The organism is Mesorhizobium sp. B2-5-3, assembly GCF_006441005.1.
Lineage (GTDB): Bacteria > Pseudomonadota > Alphaproteobacteria > Rhizobiales > Rhizobiaceae > Mesorhizobium.
The window spans coordinates 19,298-38,803 of sequence record NZ_VFUS01000001.1 but is presented as its reverse complement, the minus strand read 5'-3'; the positions used below and the strand labels follow the sequence as shown (position 1 = coordinate 38,803).

18 protein-coding genes are annotated in these 19,506 nt (G+C 63.6%); 9 read left to right on the top strand and 9 right to left on the bottom strand.

Annotation, left to right across the window (positions count from 1 at the left end):
• Positions 1 to 15 precede the first annotated feature (15 nt).
• Positions 16 to 1,581 carry an NAD(P)/FAD-dependent oxidoreductase gene (locus tag FJ867_RS00180; RefSeq protein WP_140816217.1) on the bottom strand — a complete coding sequence of 522 codons (1,566 nt, stop codon included), beginning with the start codon at positions 1,579 to 1,581 and terminating at the stop codon, positions 16 to 18.
• Entirely contained in the window at positions 1,568 to 3,187 is a 1,620-nt protein-coding gene (locus FJ867_RS00175; RefSeq protein ID WP_140816215.1) for an NAD(P)/FAD-dependent oxidoreductase, read from the bottom strand. Before FJ867_RS00175 ends, FJ867_RS00180 begins: the two co-directional genes overlap by 14 nt.
• Before the next feature lie 201 nt (positions 3,188 to 3,388).
• Between FJ867_RS00175 and FJ867_RS00170 the strand changes: the two genes are divergently transcribed.
• From FJ867_RS00170 to FJ867_RS00150, 5 genes are all read left to right on the top strand, one after another.
• The gene (locus FJ867_RS00170; RefSeq protein ID WP_140558445.1) at positions 3,389 to 4,189 is read left to right on the top strand and encodes a class I SAM-dependent methyltransferase; all 801 of its coding nucleotides are present in this window, start codon (positions 3,389 to 3,391) and stop codon (positions 4,187 to 4,189) included.
• Between the two features lie 27 nt (positions 4,190 to 4,216).
• Positions 4,217 to 4,903, top strand: a complete 687-nt coding sequence (gene betI, locus FJ867_RS00165; RefSeq protein WP_140525480.1) for a transcriptional regulator BetI — start codon at positions 4,217 to 4,219, stop codon at positions 4,901 to 4,903.
• 33 nt (positions 4,904 to 4,936) lie between these two features.
• The gene (locus tag FJ867_RS00160) at positions 4,937 to 6,037 is read left to right on the top strand and encodes an ABC transporter substrate-binding protein (protein ID WP_140816213.1); all 1,101 of its coding nucleotides are present in this window, start codon (positions 4,937 to 4,939) and stop codon (positions 6,035 to 6,037) included.
• A gap of 110 nt (positions 6,038 to 6,147) precedes the next feature.
• Positions 6,148 to 7,224 carry an extracellular solute-binding protein gene (locus FJ867_RS00155; protein ID WP_140816211.1) on the top strand — a complete coding sequence of 359 codons (1,077 nt, stop codon included), beginning with the start codon at positions 6,148 to 6,150 and terminating at the stop codon, positions 7,222 to 7,224.
• Entirely contained in the window at positions 7,221 to 8,531 is a 1,311-nt protein-coding gene (locus FJ867_RS00150; protein ID WP_181168297.1) for a flavin monoamine oxidase family protein, read from the top strand. The genes FJ867_RS00155 and FJ867_RS00150 overlap by 4 nt, the downstream gene beginning before the upstream one ends.
• Here the strand turns inward: FJ867_RS00150 and FJ867_RS00145 are convergent.
• Genes FJ867_RS00145 through FJ867_RS00135 form a run of 3 tightly spaced genes read right to left on the bottom strand, consistent with a single transcriptional unit; the run spans position 8,495 to position 11,344 of the window.
• The gene (locus tag FJ867_RS00145; protein ID WP_140666492.1) at positions 8,495 to 9,568 is read right to left on the bottom strand and encodes an ABC transporter ATP-binding protein; all 1,074 of its coding nucleotides are present in this window, start codon (positions 9,566 to 9,568) and stop codon (positions 8,495 to 8,497) included. The two genes, FJ867_RS00150 and FJ867_RS00145, sit on opposite strands and share 37 nt — an antisense overlap.
• Before the next feature lie 37 nt (positions 9,569 to 9,605).
• A complete protein-coding gene (locus FJ867_RS00140; RefSeq protein ID WP_140525484.1) occupies positions 9,606 to 10,430 on the bottom strand; it encodes an ABC transporter permease in 825 nt (274 codons plus the stop codon).
• Positions 10,427 to 11,344, bottom strand: coding sequence for an ABC transporter permease (locus tag FJ867_RS00135; RefSeq protein ID WP_140517906.1), 918 nt, complete (start codon positions 11,342 to 11,344; stop codon positions 10,427 to 10,429). The genes FJ867_RS00140 and FJ867_RS00135 overlap by 4 nt, the downstream gene beginning before the upstream one ends.
• A 63-nt stretch (positions 11,345 to 11,407) precedes the next feature.
• On the opposite strand from FJ867_RS00135, the gene FJ867_RS00130 reads away from it, so the two are divergent.
• Complete coding sequence (locus FJ867_RS00130) at positions 11,408 to 11,653, top strand: hypothetical protein (RefSeq protein ID WP_140525486.1); 246 nt, start codon at positions 11,408 to 11,410, stop codon at positions 11,651 to 11,653.
• A gap of 26 nt (positions 11,654 to 11,679) precedes the next feature.
• Positions 11,680 to 13,098 carry an aminotransferase gene (locus FJ867_RS00125; protein WP_140525487.1) on the top strand — a complete coding sequence of 473 codons (1,419 nt, stop codon included), beginning with the start codon at positions 11,680 to 11,682 and terminating at the stop codon, positions 13,096 to 13,098.
• A gap of 74 nt (positions 13,099 to 13,172) precedes the next feature.
• Here the strand turns inward: FJ867_RS00125 and FJ867_RS00120 are convergent, their stop codons facing one another.
• A complete protein-coding gene (locus tag FJ867_RS00120; protein WP_140500615.1) occupies positions 13,173 to 14,375 on the bottom strand; it encodes an aromatic ring-hydroxylating dioxygenase subunit alpha in 1,203 nt (400 codons plus the stop codon).
• A 439-nt stretch (positions 14,376 to 14,814) separates the two neighbouring features.
• Here FJ867_RS00120 and FJ867_RS00115 point away from each other — a divergent pair, with 439 nt between their 5' ends.
• A complete protein-coding gene (locus FJ867_RS00115) occupies positions 14,815 to 15,225 on the top strand; it encodes a hypothetical protein (RefSeq protein WP_140500616.1) in 411 nt (136 codons plus the stop codon).
• A 130-nt stretch (positions 15,226 to 15,355) separates the two neighbouring features.
• Here the strand turns inward: FJ867_RS00115 and FJ867_RS00110 are convergent, their stop codons facing one another.
• Both FJ867_RS00110 and FJ867_RS00105 read right to left on the bottom strand, forming a co-directional pair.
• Entirely contained in the window at positions 15,356 to 17,443 is a 2,088-nt protein-coding gene (locus FJ867_RS00110; protein WP_181168296.1) for a sensor histidine kinase, read from the bottom strand.
• Between the two features lie 160 nt (positions 17,444 to 17,603).
• Complete coding sequence (locus FJ867_RS00105) at positions 17,604 to 18,377, bottom strand: response regulator transcription factor (RefSeq protein WP_181167426.1); 774 nt, start codon at positions 18,375 to 18,377, stop codon at positions 17,604 to 17,606.
• A 45-nt stretch (positions 18,378 to 18,422) separates the two neighbouring features.
• On the opposite strand from FJ867_RS00105, the gene FJ867_RS00100 reads away from it, so the two are divergent.
• A complete protein-coding gene (locus FJ867_RS00100) occupies positions 18,423 to 19,124 on the top strand; it encodes a response regulator transcription factor (RefSeq protein WP_140500617.1) in 702 nt (233 codons plus the stop codon).
• Positions 19,125 to 19,205: 81 nt separating this feature from the next.
• Here FJ867_RS00100 and FJ867_RS00095 read toward each other — a convergent pair whose 3' ends face one another.
• A complete protein-coding gene (locus tag FJ867_RS00095) occupies positions 19,206 to 19,373 on the bottom strand; it encodes a hypothetical protein (protein ID WP_140558462.1) in 168 nt (55 codons plus the stop codon).
• Positions 19,374 to 19,506: the final 133 nt, after the last annotated feature.

The following is a 19,506-nucleotide window of genomic DNA, read 5'->3' as shown; positions in this document are numbered from 1 at the left end:
AACTGAAACATCGCCTTACCCCTTCATCGCAATAATGCGTCGAGCGGCGTTCAATCCAGGCGCGCCGGAGACGCCGCCGCCGGGATGTGAACCGGCACCGGCGAGAAACAGCCCGTCGAGCGGTGTGTCGTAGCCGGACCAGCCCGAGACCGGGCGCGAGATCAGCATCTGGTCGGCCTGCAACTCGCCGTGGTGCCAGTGGCCGCCCGGCATGCGGTAGCGCGTTTCGATGTCGGCGGGCGTCAAGAGCTCGGTGTGGCGCACCGTCTTGCCGATGCCTGGCGCGTAGGCTTCGAGCTGAGCCATGATTGCCTCCAGGAATTTCGCCTTGCCGGCGCCCCATCCCTCTTTCAGAGCATAGGGCGCGTATTGCACCACCGCCGACAGCACGCAGGCGCCGTCGGGCGCGAGCGATGGATCGGCGAGGCTTGGCAGCGTGATCTCCATCACCGGTTCGGGCGAGAACGCGCCGTATTTGGATGGATTGAAGGCGCGCTCGACATGATCGGGCGAGGGGGCGATAACCAGCCGCCCCCTGTGGCCGGCGGCATCGACACCTGTGAATTGCGGCGGCCTGTCGAGCGCCAGGTGAAGCTTGGCGACATCACCCTTCATGCGGATGTTATTCACCTTGCGCACGAAGCCGGTGTCGAGTTCGCGTGGACCGACAAGGTCGAGCAAAGTCGTCGCCGGATTTGTCGCGGAGACGATCGTCCTGGCGCGCAGCACCTCGCCATTGTCCAATGCGATACCGACGGCACGGCCTTTCTCGACAATGATCCTTGCGACAGGCGCCGATGTGCGGACGTTCACGCCCGCCTTTTCGGCCGAGGCGCGGATGGCGGCGATCACCGCGCCCATGCCGCCCTTCGGCACTATCTGCGCGCCGGCCGCACCGCCGACCTCGCCGGCCAGCCGGTAATAGAGGCCGAGCAGCGAGGTGGGCGAGCGCGGACCGAGATGGCTGCCGAGCGTCGTATCGAAGGCAAGCAGCCCTTTCAGCCTGTTGTCGGCAAGCTGCTCGTCGAGCAGGTCGGCGACGTTCATCAAAAGCACACGCAGGAAATCGCGCATGTCTTCCTTGCCGAGCCTTTTCAGCGCCAGTGCGGCCTGGCCGAGCGCCGCTGTCTCCAGCAGCGACATGCCGGCCAGCTCGGGCGGACGACGCGAGAGGAAGGGTTCCAGGATGCCGGCGTAGCGCAGCAGCTGCGCGCGCAACTGCTTCCACGCGGATTGCTCCGACGAACTTGCACCGGTCAGCATTTCGCCATAGGCGCCGTGCAGGACCAGCGAGGGGCCGTCCATCGACAGCGCAACCGACGGCGCGAAGTCGTCTGGGGTAATCCGCAAGCCATGCTTCTCCAGCTCCAGCGTCTTCACCACGTCGGGGTGCAGCCTGTTCAGCAGATGGGCGATCGACGAGACGTGAAAACCCGGCGCGAATTCCTCCGTGCGCGCGGCGCCGCCGAGATCGTTCCCAGCTTCCAGCAGCAGCACCTTGCGCCCGGCGTTCGCCAGCGTGGCAGCAGTGACGAGGCCATTATGGCCGCCGCCAATGACGATTGCATCATATGACGTCATGGGCCGGGCTCATATGTGAGATCGATTTGGCGAGATCGCGCAGGATCTCCGCCGCGGCATTGCGTCCGGGCGCGCCCATGACGCCGCCGCCGGGATGGGTCGAGGAGCCGCACATATAAAGCCCGCCGATCGGTGAGCGGTATTGCGCGTAGCCCGGCACCGGGCGGTTGAACAGAAGCTGGTCGAAGGTCAGTTCGCCCTGGAAGATGTTGCCTTCGGTGAGACCGACCTCGGCCTCGATTTCGCGCGGCGTGCGCACCTCCATGTGGACGATGCGGTCGCGAAAGCCGGGCGAGTAGTCGGCAATCTGCGCAACCACGCTTTCGGCGAATCCTTCGCGATCGGCGTCGGTCCATTCATGGCCGTTCACCTTGGGCGGCGCGTATTGCACGAAGCAGCTCATGAAGTGTTTTCCCGGCGGCGCCATCGTCGGGTCGAGCGTCGTCGGGATGACCATGTCGAGGAAAGGATCGGCCGACCAGCGCCCGGCCTTCCAGTCGTCATAGGCGCGCTCCATGCGCTCCATCGAATCGGTGAAATGCATGTCGCCGCGATAAACCGGCGAATCCTTCGGCAGAGCCGGGAATTCGGGCATCGAGTCCAGCGCGATGTTGACCTTGCCGGACGAGCCTCGGATCTTGAAGTTCCTGACCCGGCGCAGGAAAATCTCTGGCAGTTCCTTCTCCTCGACCAGTTTCAGGAAGGTTCGCTTCACGTCGGCATTGGAGACGACGAGCTTGCCACGGATCTCCTCACCGCCGGCCAGCACCACACCCTTGGCCTTGCCGCGGCTCACCAGAACATGGTCGACCTCGGCGCCGGTGCGAATGGTTCCACCCGACGCCTTGAAGGACGCCGCCAGCGCCTTGGTCACCGCGCCCATGCCGCCGCGCGCATAGCCCCAGGCACCGACCGAGCCGTCGACCTCGCCCATATAGTGGTGCAGCAACACATAAGCCGTGCCGGGCGACATCGGCCCGAGCGCCGTGCCGATGATGCCGGACAAAGCGAAATTGGCCTTGATGACATCGGTCTCGAAATATTCATCGAGGAAGTCTGAGATCGACATGGTCCAGAAGCGCAGCGTCAGCGCCATTTCCTCCGCCGACAGGCCCGCGAATTTCTTGCCCAGATAAAGGAGCTCGCCCAGATCCCGCGGCCGCAGACTGGTCGGGTCGGGCGCGGTGCGCATCAACAGCGGCTGGATGAAACGGCACTGGCGCGTCACGTCGCGCGCATAACGGTCGTAGGCTTCGGCATCGCGTTTCGAGAAGCGCGCAAATTCGCGCCGGTGTGCATCATGGTCCCGGTAATTGGCGAGATAGTCGCCATCCCTGGTGAACACCGCGCCGCCCTCATAGGAAATAACCTGCAGGCCGAAGCGCGGCAGTTCGAGGTCGCGCATGATTTCAGGGCGAAACAGCGAACAAACATAGGAACAGTTGGAATAGAGGAAGCCCGGCGTCAGTTCCCGGCTGGTGGCGGCGCCGCCGACCCAGGGATTCTTCTCCACCACCAGCACGTCGAGCCCGGCGCGCTGGAGATAGCAGGCATTGACCAGTCCGTTGTGTCCGCCGCCGATGACGATCGCATCCCAAGCTTTCATTTTGGCCCAGTCTTTCCATGCGATCCGCTGTTCATTTTGGCGTAATCCGTCCCCTCAATGCGCGAAACTTGGCATGGTAGTCGTCGTTTTGTCCAGCTATATTGAATGAATGTTCAACAAATGATGTTGCGTTTTCCCAGACATGGGCTAGGCTTTGCAGGCGTTCGAGACGGACATTCGTCGATTGGGGATCGAGGGTTGATGATCGAAACGGCCGAGGCCGAGCCGGAGTATGACGGAGCCGCCATCCGCTTCCTCGAGGCGCTGTGGGGCGACGGCTACCTGTCGCCGGGCGGGCCCGACGAAGTCGACCGCGTGCTCGAGGGGCTTTCGCTCGCAGGCAAGACCATCCTCGACATCGGCTGCGGGTCCGGAGGCATCACGCTGCATCTGGTCGAACGGCATGGCGCCGCGCACGTCACCGGCTTCGATGTTGAGCGGCCGGTGATCGAAACGGCCAGGCGCCGGGCAGCCTCCCGCGGGCTTGCCGACCGCGCCAGCTTCATCCAGGCGCCGCCTGGGCGGTTGCCTTTCGAGGATCAGTCCTTCGACGTCGTCTTCTCCAAGGATGCGCTGCTGCATGTCGCCGACAAGGATGCGCTGTTTGCGGAGATATTCCGCGTGCTCAAGGCCGGCGGCGCCTTTGCGGCATCAAACTGGATGATCTCGCATGACGGCGAACCATCACCGGAGATGAAGGCCTATGTCGCCGCCGAAGGGCTGTCCTTCGCGATGGCCTCGCCGGCGCGCTACGCACAGGCGATGCGCCAGGCGGGCTTTGCCGAGATCGCGGTTCGCGACCGCAATCCCTGGTACCGCGAGGTGGCGCGGGGCGAACTGGAAAGGCTGAAGGGGCCGCTCTATCCGACGGTCGCGGCGGCAGTGGGCGCCGCCTATGTCGACAAGAACATACGAACCTGGGAGGCCATGCAGAAGGTGCTTGACAGTGGCGAGCACCGTCCCACTCATCTTCGCGGGCAAAAACCGAAGATGGTCGGCTAGCCGGCGATGTGGAGCATGACCGCACCCATGAAAATTGCAGCACGCCAAGAGCAGTCCGCCGAGGCATCGAGCGAACCCGAGAAACGCGGGCGTAAGGCTTCCAAGGAGGTCAGGCAGCTTCAGTTGATCGAGGCGACGATCGATTCGTTGGCCAAGCGCGGCTATTCGGAGACGACGATGGCCGACGTCGCCGATGGCGCGGGCCTGTCGCGCGGCATCGTCAATTTCCATTTCGAGAGCAAGGAAAAACTGCTGATCGCGACCTTGCAGCATATGTATGACGAGTACTCGGCGCATTGGCGCAATGCCTTGGAGAAAGCGGGGAACGATCCCGCCGACCAGTTGCGGACCCTGGTCGCGGCCGATTTCGACCGTTCGATCTGCAACAAGCGCAAGCTGGCGGCTTGGTGCGCCTTCTGGGGCGAGGCCAAGTCGCGGCCGACCTATCAGGCGCTGAGCAGCGCCCGCGATGCCGTTTACCAGAACATCTTCATCGAGCTTTGCGCGACGCTCAAGCAAAGCGGCGGCTATGCCTATGAGCCGCAGGTCATGGCGCTGGCGCTCAGCGCGATGCTGGAGGGACTGTGGCTGCGCTTGATGATGGGCACCGAAGACACTACCCGCGAGAGCGCCTTGCAGGCAGCCAACGAATTCCTGTCGGCCGCATTCCCCAAACATTACCAGGGAGCAGCCGCCACCCGTCGCAAGGCATGAAGCAATCGATAAATAAAAGAGGATGGAACAGCAATGAAGACATCAATCCAGCGGCTGACATTGGCCCGACGCCTGACATTGACCCTGGTATTGACCGGCGTGCTGGCGGCCTCGGCCGCAGCCCTGGCGGTTGCCGCCGACAAAGACCTGGTCGTGTTCGACTGGTCCGGCTATGAGGATCCGAGCTTCCATCCGAAATATGTCGAGAAGAACGGCGATTCGCCGACCTTCGCCTTCTTTGGCGACGAGGACGAGGCGTTCGAAAAAGTGCGCTCGGGTTTCAAGGCCGATCTCGGCCATCCCTGCTCGCAGAGCGTGGTGAAATGGCGCGAGGCCGGCCTGCTGCGGCCGCTCGACACATCGAAGATAACAGGCTGGAAAGATCTCAATCCCGGAATCATGGCGATGAAGGATCTCGCCACGACCGCCGATGGCAAGGCCTGGTTCATGCCCTGGGACTGGGGCAACACCCAGCTCACCTATAATTCCGAAAAGGTCGACGCCAAGGACGTGCAGTCGCTGAAGGCGTTCGCCGATCCGAAGTTCAAGGGCCGGGTTTCGATCGGCGACAATGTCGACGACGCCTATGCGCTGGCAAGCCTGGCCATCGGCGTCAAGGACTGGACCAAGATGACCGACGACCAGTTCAAGCAGGCGTCGGATTTCCTGCGCCAGGTGCATAAGAACGTGCGCTCCTACTGGACCGACACAACGGACGTGGTGCAGCTTTTGAGCGGCGGCGAGGTCGATCTTGCCTGGGCATGGAACGACGCCACCGTGCAATCGGTCGCCGCCGGCGTGCCGATCAAGGCCAAGAAGGACACGGACGAAGGCATTTCGACCTGGGTCTGCGGCTATGTGCTGTTCAAGGATGCGCCCGGCAATGTCGACAAGGCATATGATTATCTGAACGCCGTCAACGATCCCGAAACCGCCAAGGTGCTGGTCAAGGACTGGGGCTATGGCCAGGCCAACGCCAAGGGCATGGCCGGCGTCGATCAGGCCGTGCTGAAGGAAAAAGGCTATGACGACGTGCAGAAATTCGTCGACAAGACGCTGTTCCAGTCGCCGGTGCCGTCGCAGCTCAAGCTCAAGATGATCGCCGAATTCGAGAAGATCAAAGCCGGATATTGAGCCGGTTCGGCCGCCCGTCCGCCTGCGGAGATGGTGGGTGGACGGGCTCGCCAAGAGAGGCGAATTCTCATAACCTCGCGGCAGCCTTTCGCGACGGGGGAATTCGCACCATGAAGCCAGTGCTACGCCGCCTTGCCCTTGCCGCCGCCTGCGTGATCGGCGCCGGCGCCGTCTATGCCTGGGCGGAAGGTGGCGGCGACCTCGTCGTGTTCGACTGGTCCGGCTATGAGGACCCGCTGCTGCACCCCGCCTATGCCGCCAAATACGGCGCCGAGCCGACCTTCGCCTTCTTCGGCGACGAGGACGAGGCCTTCGAGAAGATGCGGGCCGGCTTCAAGGCCGACATCGCGCATCCCTGTTCGCAAAGCGTGGTCAAGTGGCGCGAGGCGGGCTTGCTGCAGCCGCTCGACACGTCGAGGATAGCAGGCTGGAAAGACCTCAATCCCGGCATCATGGCGATGAAGGATCTCGCCACCACCGACGACGGCAAAGCGTGGTTCATGCCGTTCGACTGGGGCAACACCTCGCTTCTCTACCGCACCGACAAGGTGACGCCGGAGCAGGCGCAATCGCTCAGGATCTTCGCTGACCCGAAGTTCAAGGGCCGCGTCACCATCGGCGACAATGTCGACGACGCCTATGCGCTGGCGAGTCTCGTCATCGGGCTGAAAGACTGGACAGGGATGACCGATGCCCAGTTCCAGGAGGCGTCCGCCTTCCTGCGCGACGTGCACAAGAACATCCGTTTCTACTGGACCGACGACACCGATCTCAACCAGGCCTTCATCGGCAATGAGGTCGATCTCGTCTGGGGCTGGAACGAGACCTATGTGACGCTGAAGGGGCAAGGCCTGCCGATCGCCATGAACCGCGACAGCAAGGAAGGCATCTCGACCTGGGTGTGCGGCTATGTGCTGATGAAGGATGCGCCGGGCAAGCTCGACCAGGCCTATGATTTCTTGAACGCGGTCAACGCGCCCGGGGTGTCGGACTATATGGTCAAGACCTTCGGCTACGGCCATGGCAACGGTGCCGGCATGGCCGCAGTCGATCACCAGGTGCTGGCCGACCGCGGCTTCGACGATCTCGACAAATTCCTCGACAAGACGCTGTTCCAACAGCCGGTGCCGCCGGAGCTCAAGCAGCGCATGGTCGCCGAGTTCGAGAAGATCAAGGCCGGCTATTGAACAGCGAGTCCACAAGAGCCGATGTCGTCATCATCGGCGCCGGCTTCACCGGGCTGTCGGCCGCGCTCGAGCTGAAAAAGGCCGGCGTCGATTTCGTGCTGCTCGAGGCGCGCGCCCGTGTCGGCGGGCGCGTCGAGTCGGCGGAGATCGGTTCCGGCGAGCGCATCGACAGTGGCGGCCAGTTCCTGTGCGAGGACATGCCGGAGCTGATGGCGCTTGTCGAAGCGCGCGGCAAGATGCTGGTCGAAACCCATGTCGAGGGCGCGTTTATCGCCCAGCCGCCGATCTCCGCCGCCGACGCGAAGCGAACCTATTCTGGTTCGATGGCGATCCGCGAGCGGATGAACGCGATCGCGCCGGACGATCCCTCGATTGCCGGGCTGACCGTTGCCGCCTGGCTCGACCGGCAGGATGATGCCGATGCCGCCAAGGCAGCCTTCCGCTCGATGATCGAAGGCCTGTGGTGCCTGACGCTGGAGAAACTGCCGCTCTGGCACCTGATCGACAATGATCGGCGCATCACCAATGAGGTGCCGGAGCTCCAGTATTTCCTGCGCGAGACGATGCAGTCGGTGGCCGAGGACCTGGCCAGCGATCTCGGCGACCGGCTGTGGCTCAACGCAGCCGTTTCATGCATCGAGCATGGGCCGCAAGGCGTTCGCATCATCTCGGCGGCGGGTGTCATTGAAGCGCGGGCGGCACTTGTCGCGGTGCCGCCGGTCATGGCGGCGAAACTGGACTTCGCACCCGCTCTGCCCGAATCCCTGGCGAAGGCACTCGGCGTTTGGGAAAGCGGCGCCGTGATCAAGGTGCTGGTGCGCTACCCCGCTGCCTTCTGGCGCCGCCGCGGCTTGAGCGGCATGGTGATGTGGCGCGACCCGCCGGGGCTGTTCGCTTGCGATGCCAGTCCGGATGAAGGCCACGCGGCGCTGGTCGTCTTCGTCGGCGGCCCGCTCGCCTTGCGCTGGGGTGAGCTTGGCGAGGCGGCACTGCGCGCCGAAGTGACCGGGAAACTGGTGGAAGCCCTCGGCCCCGGCGCGGCCGAAATCGCGGGTTTCAGCCAGCGCGACTGGACGCATGACCGCTGGAGCGGCGGCGGCTACAGCGACCTCATCGTCGACGTCGCGGCGACCGATGCCGAACCTGTGCTCCTGGCCGGCGCGCCGCCTGTTCATTTCGCATCGTCGGAGCTGTCGCCGTCATTCCCCGGCTATGTCGAAGGGGCGATCGTTGCCGGTCGCATTGCGGCGCGAAAGATCATCGCGAACCGTCAATCCGCCATCGCCACCAGGGCTTCGGGATCGTAGGCAAGGCGGATCGAAGTGCCGACCGGAATATCGTCGGCGCCGAAATCGTTGGTCTCGGTTACCGACAGCGGCTTTTCCAGGCCGGGGATCTCGACGATCAAATGGGTGATCTCGCCGAAATAGTGGCGTTCGACCACCTTTCCGGCAACCTCGAACTTGGCCGTCGCGTTGTCCCACAGGACGCGCAGGCGCTCCGGGCGGATGCCGAGCGTGGCACCGCCGCCATTGCGCACGAAGGCCTTCGGCTTGTCGGTCTTCACACGGCCGAAGCCCAGCGTGTCGACGACCAGCGAGCCGCCGTTCTCCTCGACGATCTCGGCCTTGACGAAATTCATGCCGCCGAGGAAGTCGGCGACCTGGCGGTTGACCGGCCGCTGGTAGATCTCCTTGGGCGAGGCGACCTGCGCGATCCTGCCGCCGAACATCACGGCGATGCGGTCGGACATGGCCAGCGCTTCATACTGGTCGTGGGTGACCAGCACGAAGGTGATGCCGACGGCCTGCTGCAGGCGGCGCAACTCGACCTGCATCTGTTCGCGCAGCTTCTTGTCGAGCGCCGACAGCGGCTCGTCGAGCAGCAGCACCTTGGGCCGCATCACCAGCGCGCGGGCGAGCGCGACGCGTTGCCGCTGGCCGCCGGACAGCTCGGTGGCGAGACGCTTGCCGAGGCCGGTGAGAGAGACCTGCGCCAGGGCTTCCTCGACGCGGCGCTTCTCCTCGCCGCCCTGCAATTTCAGCCGCTTCAGGCCATAGGCGACGTTCTGCTCGACGTTGAGATGCGGGAAGATCGCATAGCTCTGGAACACCATGTTGGTCGGTCGGCGATTGGGCGCAATGCCTTCCATCGGCTGGCCGCCGACCGAAATCGAACCGCTCGTCGGGTTGTCGAAGCCGGCGATCATGCGCAACAGCGTGGTCTTGCCGCAGCCGGACGGGCCGAGCAGCGAGAAGAATTCGCCCTCGCGAATGGTCAAGGACGCATCGTCGAGCGCCTTGAAGGCGCCGTAGCTGCGGGTGACGCCGTTGATCTCGATCATCGTCCGTTCGGACAGGGTTCGTGCGGATGGGGCCTGCTCAGGCATAAAGCCCTCCCTCGTTCTGGGTGCGTCTGGCGGCGCGGCGGCGCAGGATTTCGGCGACGGTCATCAGCAGGAAGGAGGCGACCAGCAGCAGCGTGCCGAGCGCGAGCACGCCCGGCAGTTTCGCCGCGAAGCGCAACTGGCCCCAGATATAGATCGGCAGCGTCGCCTCGGTACCGGTCAGGAAGAAGGCGATGATGAACTCGTCCAGCGAAATGGTGAAGCAGACCAGCAGGCTGGAGATGATTGCCGGCGCCACCATCGGCAGCGTCACCCGCCGGAAGGTGCCGAAGGCGCTCTCGCCGAGGTCGGCCGAGGCCTCCTCGAGGCTGCGATCGAAACCCTCGAAGCCGGAGGTCAGCACCGTCATCGAATAGGGGATGCAGACCAGGACATGGCCGAGCACGACGGTAAACAGAGAGAGGCTCAAGCCGAGCTGCAGCATCACCAGCAGCATCGAGATGGCGACGATGACTTCCGGCAGCACGAGCGGCGCCATGATCAGACCGTTGATGGCCCGCCGGCCGGGATAGCGGTAGCGGGTGATCGAGCGGGCAGCGAGGATGCCGAGAACCGTCGAAAGGACGGACGCCGAGACGCCGACGATCAGGCTGTTCCAGGTGGCGTCGAGCAGCGCCGGCGTGTTGGGCAGGTCCTCGTACCATTTGAGGGTGTAGCCGGTCAGCGGGAATTTCGGTGTGGCCGCAGTGTTGATCGAAAAGATCGGCAGGAAGATCACGGGCAGATAAAGGAAGCCGACATAGAGGAAGGCGTAGGCCGACAGCCAGCCGCCCGGCAGCAGACGTCGCGCCGCGCTCATCGCGCAAGCCTCTGGGCGGCACGGATGACCAGCACCGTGGCGCCGGCCATCAACGTCACGACCAGCATGGTGGTGACGGAAAGGGCGGCGCCCAGCGGCCAGTTCGAGGCCTTGCCGAACTGCGCCTGGATGGCGTTGGCGATCATGACGCCGTCCTTGCCGCCGACGAGTTTGGGGGTGACATAGTCGCCGACCGTCGGGATCATCACGATCAGCGCCGCCGAGATGATGCCTGGCGCCGACAGCGGCAAAGTCACGCGAAGGAACGAACGAAAGGGACCATCGCCGAGATCCGTAGCCGCCTCCACCAGGGTCCGGTCGATCTTCTCCAGCGAGACGAAGATCGGCAGGATGGCGAAGGCCGCCCAGGCGTGGGTCAGCGTGATGATGACGGCGCTCGAATTGTAGAGCAGCGCCGTCGACGGCTCGTTGATGATGCCGAGGCCGATCAGCCCGGAGTTCAAGACGCCGTTATAGCCGAGAATGACCTTCCACGACATCACGCGCAGGAGATAGCTGGTCCAGAACGGGATGGTGATGAGGAACAGCCACAGGCTCTTGTGGCGGCCGCCGTGGAAGGAAATGAAATAGGCGATCGGATAAGCCAGGACGACGGTGAAGAAGCTGACCGTCAGCGAGATATACAGCGAGCGCCACAACAGATCGCGATAGATCGGCTCGGTCAGGGCGACGCGGTAGTTTTCCAGCGTGAAGGTGCGGTCGATGGTCAGATAGTTCTGCGTCCAGAAGGAGTGGGCGATGACCACCAGGATCGGCAGGACCAGGAGGATGAGCGCGTAGAGAAAGGTTGGGCTGATCAGGGCAAAGCCCTGCACGGGTTCGGATTGCAGAAGGGCATTTCGTCTGGCCCGCGTCATGCGCAACGGGGGCGACCCTTCCACCGCCGCCGTCATTGCCAGACTCCGGGGGGCAGGGCTCCGGCTGTGATCTCGGTTGCTGGCCTGGAGCGTCCCGCCATGCGGTATCCCGTTGGACTGGCGCCGGCTGTTTGTTCCCAATTTTGTTTTGGAGCGCGATCGAACGCAAAACCGGTGACCAGTTTTGCTGATCGCGCTCCGAGCTTGCCGGCTTTCTTTCATCATGCCCGCATCCGCGGATTGAAATCAAGCGCTATTTCTGAGATATTGATTGAACGGACATTCAACATTGTGGGGATTATGCCGGAAATTTCCAGCATTGCCGGCCAAATTTCGAAATCCTGAATTCGACAAGTGATGTGGAGATGACGATGGCGGCTGCGAGGGACCTGAAGGCGAGCGAAATGGCCGGAGCCGGAGCCGCCGATGCCGTCGAGTTGGCCAGGCGCCATCTCGTCCAGCCTTGGCCGTATGCCGGTTCGGTCGGCGCGGAAGCGCGCGCGCTGATCGGCGAAGGCGACGGCATCTACATCACCGACGGCACCGGCAAGCGGTTGATCGACGGGCCGGCCGGCATGTGGTGCGTCAATGTCGGCCATCGGCGCGAGGAGCTCGCCAGGGTGATGTACGACCAGGCGATGGCACTGTCCTACAATACGCCCTGGTACACGATGAACGCGCCGTCGGCGGAACTTGCCGGTCGCATAGCAGGTCATGCGCCTGGCGATCTCAGCCACGTCTTCTACACCACAGGCGGCTCCTCGGCGGTGGAGACGGCGCTGCGCTTCATGCAGTTCTACAACAATGTGCGGGGCCGGCCGGAGAAGAAGCTGATCCTGTCGCGCGGCGGCGCCTATCACGGCTCGACCTATCTGTCGGCCTCGCTCAATGGCCGCCCGCGTGACCGCGACTGGATGGACGGCGCCGACGAGCTGGTGATCAAGCTGTCCTCGCCCGATCCGTTCCGTCGTCCGCAGGGCATGAGCATGGCTGATTTCACCGACTTCCTCGTCGACCAGTTCCGCGACACCGTCGCGCGAGTCGGTGCTGACCGGATCGGCGCTTTCGTCGGCGAGCCGGTGCAGGCCTCCGGCGGCGTTATCGTGCCGCCGGACGGCTATCTCAAGCGCATTCGCGAGATCTGCCGCGACAACGATATCCTCTATGTCTCCGACGAGGTGGTGACGGGCTTTGGACGGCTGGGCCATGTCTTCGCCTCCGGCGATGTGTTCGGCATCGATCCCGACATGATCACCTTCGCCAAGGGTGTGACGTCAGGCTATTTCCCGCTCGGCGGCGTCATCATATCGGAACGGCTGCTGGAGGAACTGCGCCGGTCGAACCATCCCGACGCGATGTTCGGCCATGGCCTGACCTACACCTCCCATCCGGTCGGCTGCGCAGTGGCGCTCAGGAATCTCGACCTTCTGGAACAGGGCGTACTTGCTCATACGCAAGCGGTCGCGCCCTACTTCCAGGCGCAGCTGAAGACGCTGGAAGAATTGCCGTTGGTCGGCGAGGTGCGCGGGCTGGGATTGATGGGCTGCGTCGAATGTGTCGCCGACCGCGAAAGCAAGGACCCGCTGCAGCTCGACAAGGATGTCGGCAAACGCATCGACGCGCATTGCCACGAGCTCGGCCTGCTGGTGCGGCCGCTGATCAACATGTGCGTGATGTCGCCGCCGCTGGTCATCACGCGCGAGCAGATCGACGACATGGTCGGCATTTTGCGCGAGGGCATTTCGCGCACGATGGATGATCTCAGGAAAGAAGGGGTGTGGCGGGGATGACGTTCTTTCTTCGCCCCGCATAGGACTGGGAGAGGAGCGCTCTCACCGATGGTTTCGCCAATTATCGGCGTCGCCTATCCACGCGACCGCAGCGCGTCGTTCAAATTCCACATGTCCTTTTCTTCCGGCGCCGTCTCGAGCCCAAGCACAGGGATCTGCCTGCGCAGGTGGTCGTGGTGGGTGCGCACGCCGTATTCGAGGTCGGAGAGGTAAAAACCTTCGAAGGCTTCCGACAGCATGGATTCGTTCGACCACACCGAAAGCTGGACATCCTCCGACATGGTGTCGCGGTCGATGCGGAAGGAGAGATAGCGGGCCGCGGCCTGCTCGCGGCTTTCGTCGCGATAGCGGTAAATGGCGCCGCGCAGCAGGGTCTCACCCGTCGACAGCGGGAACTCCTGATAGAACTGCACCGATTCCGGCATCACCGAGAGGACGGCATTGGGGAAGATGCCATAATAGACCCAGGCCTTCTTCAGATAGTCCGGCAGATGCGCCGGCTCCGGCGCGATCTTGACGTAGTTCCTGACGCTCCAGCGACGGCCGGCATGCGGGTTGTAGCTGGCGAAGGAGCGCGACACGCCGTTGACGAAGGGTTCGTCGAAATAGGTCGCGCCATAGAGGTCCTGCAGAGCCGGGTGCGCCATGGCGACGTGATAGCCCTCATTGTCGACGTCGCGCACCGACTTCCAGTTGACCGGAGTTTTCTGGGTCCAGATGCCCCAGGAGGGCACCATGTCGGCGGCCTTGTAGTGCGAGAATTCGGGCTCGATCGGCTTCATCAGCTCGGCGACGGACGGCTGCGGGCCGCCAGCGCGGAAGCGGATGAAGATGAAGCCCATCCAGACCTCCAGATCGAGCGGCATCAGGCCGAACTCGGTCTTGTCGAGATCGGGAAAGGAACGCGGGCGGGCAGCGCCGCGCAACGTGCCGTCGAGATTGTAGACCCAGCCGTGGAACGGGCACACAAGCGCGTTCTTGCAATTGCCCTGGCTGTCGGCGACGACACGGCTGCCGCGATGGCGGCACATATTGTTGAAACCGCGCACGACGCCGTCCTTGCCGCGCACGATCAGAGCGCGTTCGCCGACGACGTCCATGGCCAGGTAGTCGCCGGCGTCAGGGATGTCGCTGACATGTCCGGCGATCTGCCAGTGGTTACGGAAAACGTGCTCCTTCTCGAGTTCGAGGAGGGCATCGGAATGGTAGCTCCAGCCAGGCAGTCCCCGCCGGTCCCAATCGTTGGGAATGGCCACGTCACGGAGATGCGGGTTCATAAAACGTCTCTTCTTTTTATTGAATACCCGTTCAATATAATCATATTTTTCATTGAAATGCAATGGCTTGTGGAAACAAGCATATTCTCGAAAGAAAATTGGCGCGCCGATTTCAATCCAATCCGATGTGACGGCTGGCCCCGAAAACCCCGGAGAATCCGGGCGTTAGCCCGGGTTTCAAAGCTTGGTTCCGGCAAGGTTTCGAAGCAAATCCTGCCACGGCGGAAGCCGAGGCAAAAGGCGTCGCCGCGCGTCTTGCCCGCTTGCCGATCCGCCGAGCCGAGATCGGCAAGCGGGCGCGTGATGCCCAGTTGGTGGGGGCTGCCGCGGGTGCCGTTTCAAGGCGGTTACAATATCAGATTCACGCCAGCTTTCCGCTGATACAGAGCGCGACTAAGTTCGTTTTATAAAAAAAAGAAAGTCAGCGAAAGGGATGATGATGCATGCGAAAGTTCAGATTGCCAGCAACGACCGCCGGTCCCAGGCTCCGGAGCGCGTTGGCCGCCGCCCGAAGCTGGCGTTGCGCCAGCGCGCCAGCGACCACCCCATGGCGATGTTCATGGCGCTGGCTGCTTGCGCCTTCGCCGGCATGGCGTTCGCGCCGACGGTCGGCCCGGCCTTTGCTTCGCTCAATCCACCGGCCAACGTCGTCGGCGGCGCAATGACCACCACCAGAACCGCACGCCTGCCGATGTCGATGGTCGACTTTGCCTGCAAGGGTCAGGCCTGGGGCGCCGAGAGCGTCGATTGCCTGCGGGCCATAGCCGAGCAGTCCGGAGCCCACAAAGCCCGTGCGGTCCGGATGATCGCCAATGCCGCGCCGCTGACCAATACGCCGAATATTTTCTGAGTTCGACTGAAACATGGTTCCGAAGCGGCTCCGCTTTGGAACGTGCCGCGGCGCTCCCCGAGCGCGTCCAGCGCTCCCTTCGACTCCCGCCGCATGTCGGCCGGGGGCTTTTTTAACCGGTTGGTACGGTCTATCCCTTGGAAACCACCTGGTCGGCAATGGCGGAAAGCACGCTGCGCACATCCAGCGTGCTGAACGGTTTCTCCAGGATCTGCGGACGCTGCAGTAGCGGCAGCGCCTCGATTTCGGCCTTGGCGCCGATCAGGTCGCCAGTGACCAGCACGAAACGCCGCGCCAGTTCCGGTCTTTCGGCAAGCAACTCTCGATAGATGGTCATGCCGCTTGTTCCAGGCATGCGCAGGTCCGAAAAGACGATGTCGGGCGGCATGTGGCCAGCCAATATGGCTGTGGCCGTGTCCCAGAGGGGCGCGATCCGTGACTTGATGCCCATCAGTTCGAGTATGTCGGAGAGCGAACCGGCGACGTCGGGCTCGTCATCGATGATCAAGGCGTGGCGCAGCCCGCTCGATCGCGGCTGGCCCTCGCCGGCGATGGCGACGCCGGCTACAATGGCCGGCAGCTGGACGACGAAACGGGCGCCACTTGGCAGCACTTCCTCGAACCAGACATTGCCATTGTGCCGCTCGATGATCGATTTCGAGATCGACAGGCCGATGCCGGTTCCGACGCCGACCGGCTTGGTGGTGAAATAGGATTCGAAGATGCGGGACCGGATCGCTTCCGGTACGCCAGGCCCATTGTCCTCGACCGAGAAACCGGGATCGCCGCGCTCGCTGCGGAAGGTCCGCACCTTGATCAGCCGGTCGCCGCCTATGCCTGCCAGCGCATGCTGGCTGTTGATGAGGAAATTGGCGGCCACCTGGGTGACGTGATCGGCATCGGCCATGGCCAGCAACGGGCCAGGCGCGAAATCGGTGTCGATGATGATGCCGCTCGAGCGCGCGCCGTAGGCGGTCACCTCGAGCGCCGCGCGGATCACCTGGTTAAGGTCCGTCTCGGCCCGCTCGGTCGGATGCAGCCGGACCATCGACAGGAAGCTCTTGACGATGCGGCCGCAGCGCTCGGCGGCGGCGCGAACTTTCTCGGCGCGAACCTTGGTCTGCGGATCGGAGGCGAATTCGTGCAGCAGCGTCGACTGGGCGACAACCACGGCCAGCGGGTTGTTGAGCTCATGCGAGACGCCCGCAAGCAGCGAACCCATCGCCGCCATCTTCTCGTTCTGGTGCAACTTCTCGCGCTGCCGATTGATCTCCTCCTCGGCGCGCAGCTTGTCGCGCAGGTCCCGGATGGAGCCGAAGATCAGGCGGCGGTCGGCGACTCGCATCTCGGTCGCCGTCAGTTCGATGGGGAAAATCTCGCCGGCGGCGTTCTGGGTCACCGTCTCGAGCCGCTGTCCGACCATTGGCGCGCCGCGGCCGGACATGTATTCGGCCCCCGACGCATAGCCCTTACGGTAATAGATCGGCACGATGGTGTCGAGCAGGTCCTTGCCGAGGATATCGCTGCGCAGGAAGCCGAACATCTTCTCGGCGGCCGGATTGAATTCGACGATCGAGCCGGTCTCGTCGATGACGAGGATGGCATCGAGCGAGGCTTGCAGCATGGTGCGGCGGATGACCTCGCTGGCGTGGGCGTCGGAGGGCGAGCGTTCGATCGCGTCGCCGATGGCCAGCGCGATGATATGCAGCGTCGCTTCTTCCTCATCGGTCCATTCGCGCTCCTCGACACAGTCATTGACCGCCAGCGTCCCCCACAGGTGGCCATGCGCGAATACGGACACCGACAGGAACGACTTAATGCTCTGTTTCTCGAAGTCGGCTCTCAGGAAGCCCTCGAGGTCGCGCGTATGGCCGGCGAAAATCTTGCCCTGCCGTTCATCCTCCTGCAGCCGTTCCAGCAGCGGATCGGCGTTGATGATCGACTGCACGATCACCGTCGGCGAGGCCAGCTCGCCACCGACCACGGGATCGATCCAGTAGGCGGCCACCGACTGGGCAAATCCCTGGCCGGGCAGTTCGCGCAGGCGGAACAGGATGCCGCGCTGGCAGTCCATTGCGCGGCAAAGCGTTTCCAGTATGGCTTCCATCTCGCGCTGCCAGTCGCCGGCCTCGCGCAGCCGCCGCACCACGCGCACGGCCGCCATCGCCGCGCCTTGCCGGCCGTCTTGCATGTCCGTGCCTGCTGCTTCAGCGATCATTTTCAGCCATTGTTGCGGTGCCAAGCGGATTTCATGCGCCGCGTCTCAAATCCTTGTTTTTATGCGTTGTCCCAAAACCAAGAGCGTTTTTGGGCGACAAGTATTGCGACGGATCCGTCCACAGACCAGCACAGGCGCGGGAGCAATCCCCCGCGCCCACTTAGTGGCCGTCGCCGGCCGGCAGCGAGAAGATATAGCCTTCGCCGCGCACCGTGCGCAGGAATTTCGGGCTGGCCGGATCCGTTTCTATCTTCTTGCGCAGGCGCATGATGCGAATGTCGACCGCGCGCGAGGATTCCGGATCTTCGGTGAGGCCGATCGCTTCGGAAATGGCAGCACGTGTCAGCAGCCGGTTGGCGCGGGTCAGGAAAACCTCCAGCACGTCGAACTCGCTCTTGGCCATGTCGATCACCGCGCCGTTGGCGCCGGTGACCAGCCTGCCGTCGAGATCAGCCTGGAAGGAGCCGAAAGCGACGGAGCGGCGGGGATCGCTCGCCTTTTGGCCGTGCATCGGCGCGTGCTGCGGAACCCGGCGCAGCACGCTGCGGACCCTGGCCAGCACCTCGCGCAGCTCGTAGGGTTTGACGATGTAGTCGTCGGCGCCGAGCTCAAGTCCGACGATGCGATCAAGCGCGGTGCCGGCGGCGGTGGCATAGATGATGCCGATCGGCAGTCTCGAGCGCAACCAGCGGCCGAGCGATAGCCCATCCTCACCCGGCATGGCGATGTCGAGGATGGCGAGGTGGAATGATTGCGTTTCGACCAGGCTGCGCGCGGCGGCCGCGGTTTCGGCGGTCGCCACGTCATAGCCGGCGGCGCCGAGATATTCGGCGACCGCCTCTCTTAGATCGGGCTCATCCTCGACAATTAAAATTCTTGCCCGCACGATGCGCTCGCTCCCACTTTCGGTGGAAAGTAGATTGGGTATAAACATGATGTCCAGCACTCATATCGGGTTGCCAGGAAATGGTTGGAAAACATGGCTGCACGCGCCGTTATCGGGCTTATCTGCGTCGCCGACGTGGTGGCGACCGAACTCGCCGATCACCTTGAGCGGCGAGGCCACGACGTGCGTCAGGCGCGCCAGCCCTGGGAAGCGGAATCCATGCTGGCGGGAAAGGGCGTCGACGTGGTCGTCGTCGGTGACAGCCTCAGCCAGGCGGAGGGACGTGATCTGCTCAGGCGTTATGGCAGCCAAGGCGGGGGCGGTGAAGGCGGACCGGATTTCATCCTGATCTGCCGGCCGTGCGACCTCGTCGACAAGGTGCTGGCGCTCGAGCTCGGTGCGGCCGACGTCATCGAAAGTCCGCTCAATGTCAGGGAACTCGCCGCCCGCGTCGGCGGCCTGCTGACGCGGCGGGGCAGGGCCGCCCAGGAACTGATCGTGTTGGAGAACGCGACAGTCGATTTGAGGTCGGCCATCGTCATGCACCGCTCGGGCACGGAGGAGCAGCTTTCGCCCGGCCAGGTGGCGCTGCTTCGGCTGTTCCTGGCCAGTCCCCGCAAGGTGCTGACGCGCGACGACATAATCGCGGCGGCGCCGGCCGAGAATGTCGACGCTTTCGACCGCTCGATCGATTCGCGCATCGTGCGGCTGCGCCGCAAGCTCGATACGGAAGCCATCATCACCATACGCGGCGCCGGCTACCGTTTCGATCCGCCGGCGCAATTCGCCGATTGACGGCCGGGCGCTCACGCAATTCCTCTGGTTGAGCATCGGATTTCCAAACCGGTTTTCACCTCGGGCCCGATTGCCCTGCCTTCAGCGCACCACCAGTAGCGATGGCCCCGGCGGCATGTCGCTGCCTGCCGCGAACTCGCCTGCATGCGCGCGCTCTTTCAAGAGCACGGTGGCGAGCCCGGCAAAGCCGAGCAGGCCCTGTGCGTAGAGCAGTGCCGAAAGCACCGAAGCTGCAAGTTTCGTTTTCATTGCGTCAATCCCCAGTAAATCATGTTGCGGCAGCTTGTTTTCCGAAGACCAACGCCCGTCTTGGGTGGGCGCGTGACGCCTCGGCATACTTCAGGAACTCCCGAAGTGCCCGCGCCGTCTACGGAGCCCCCCG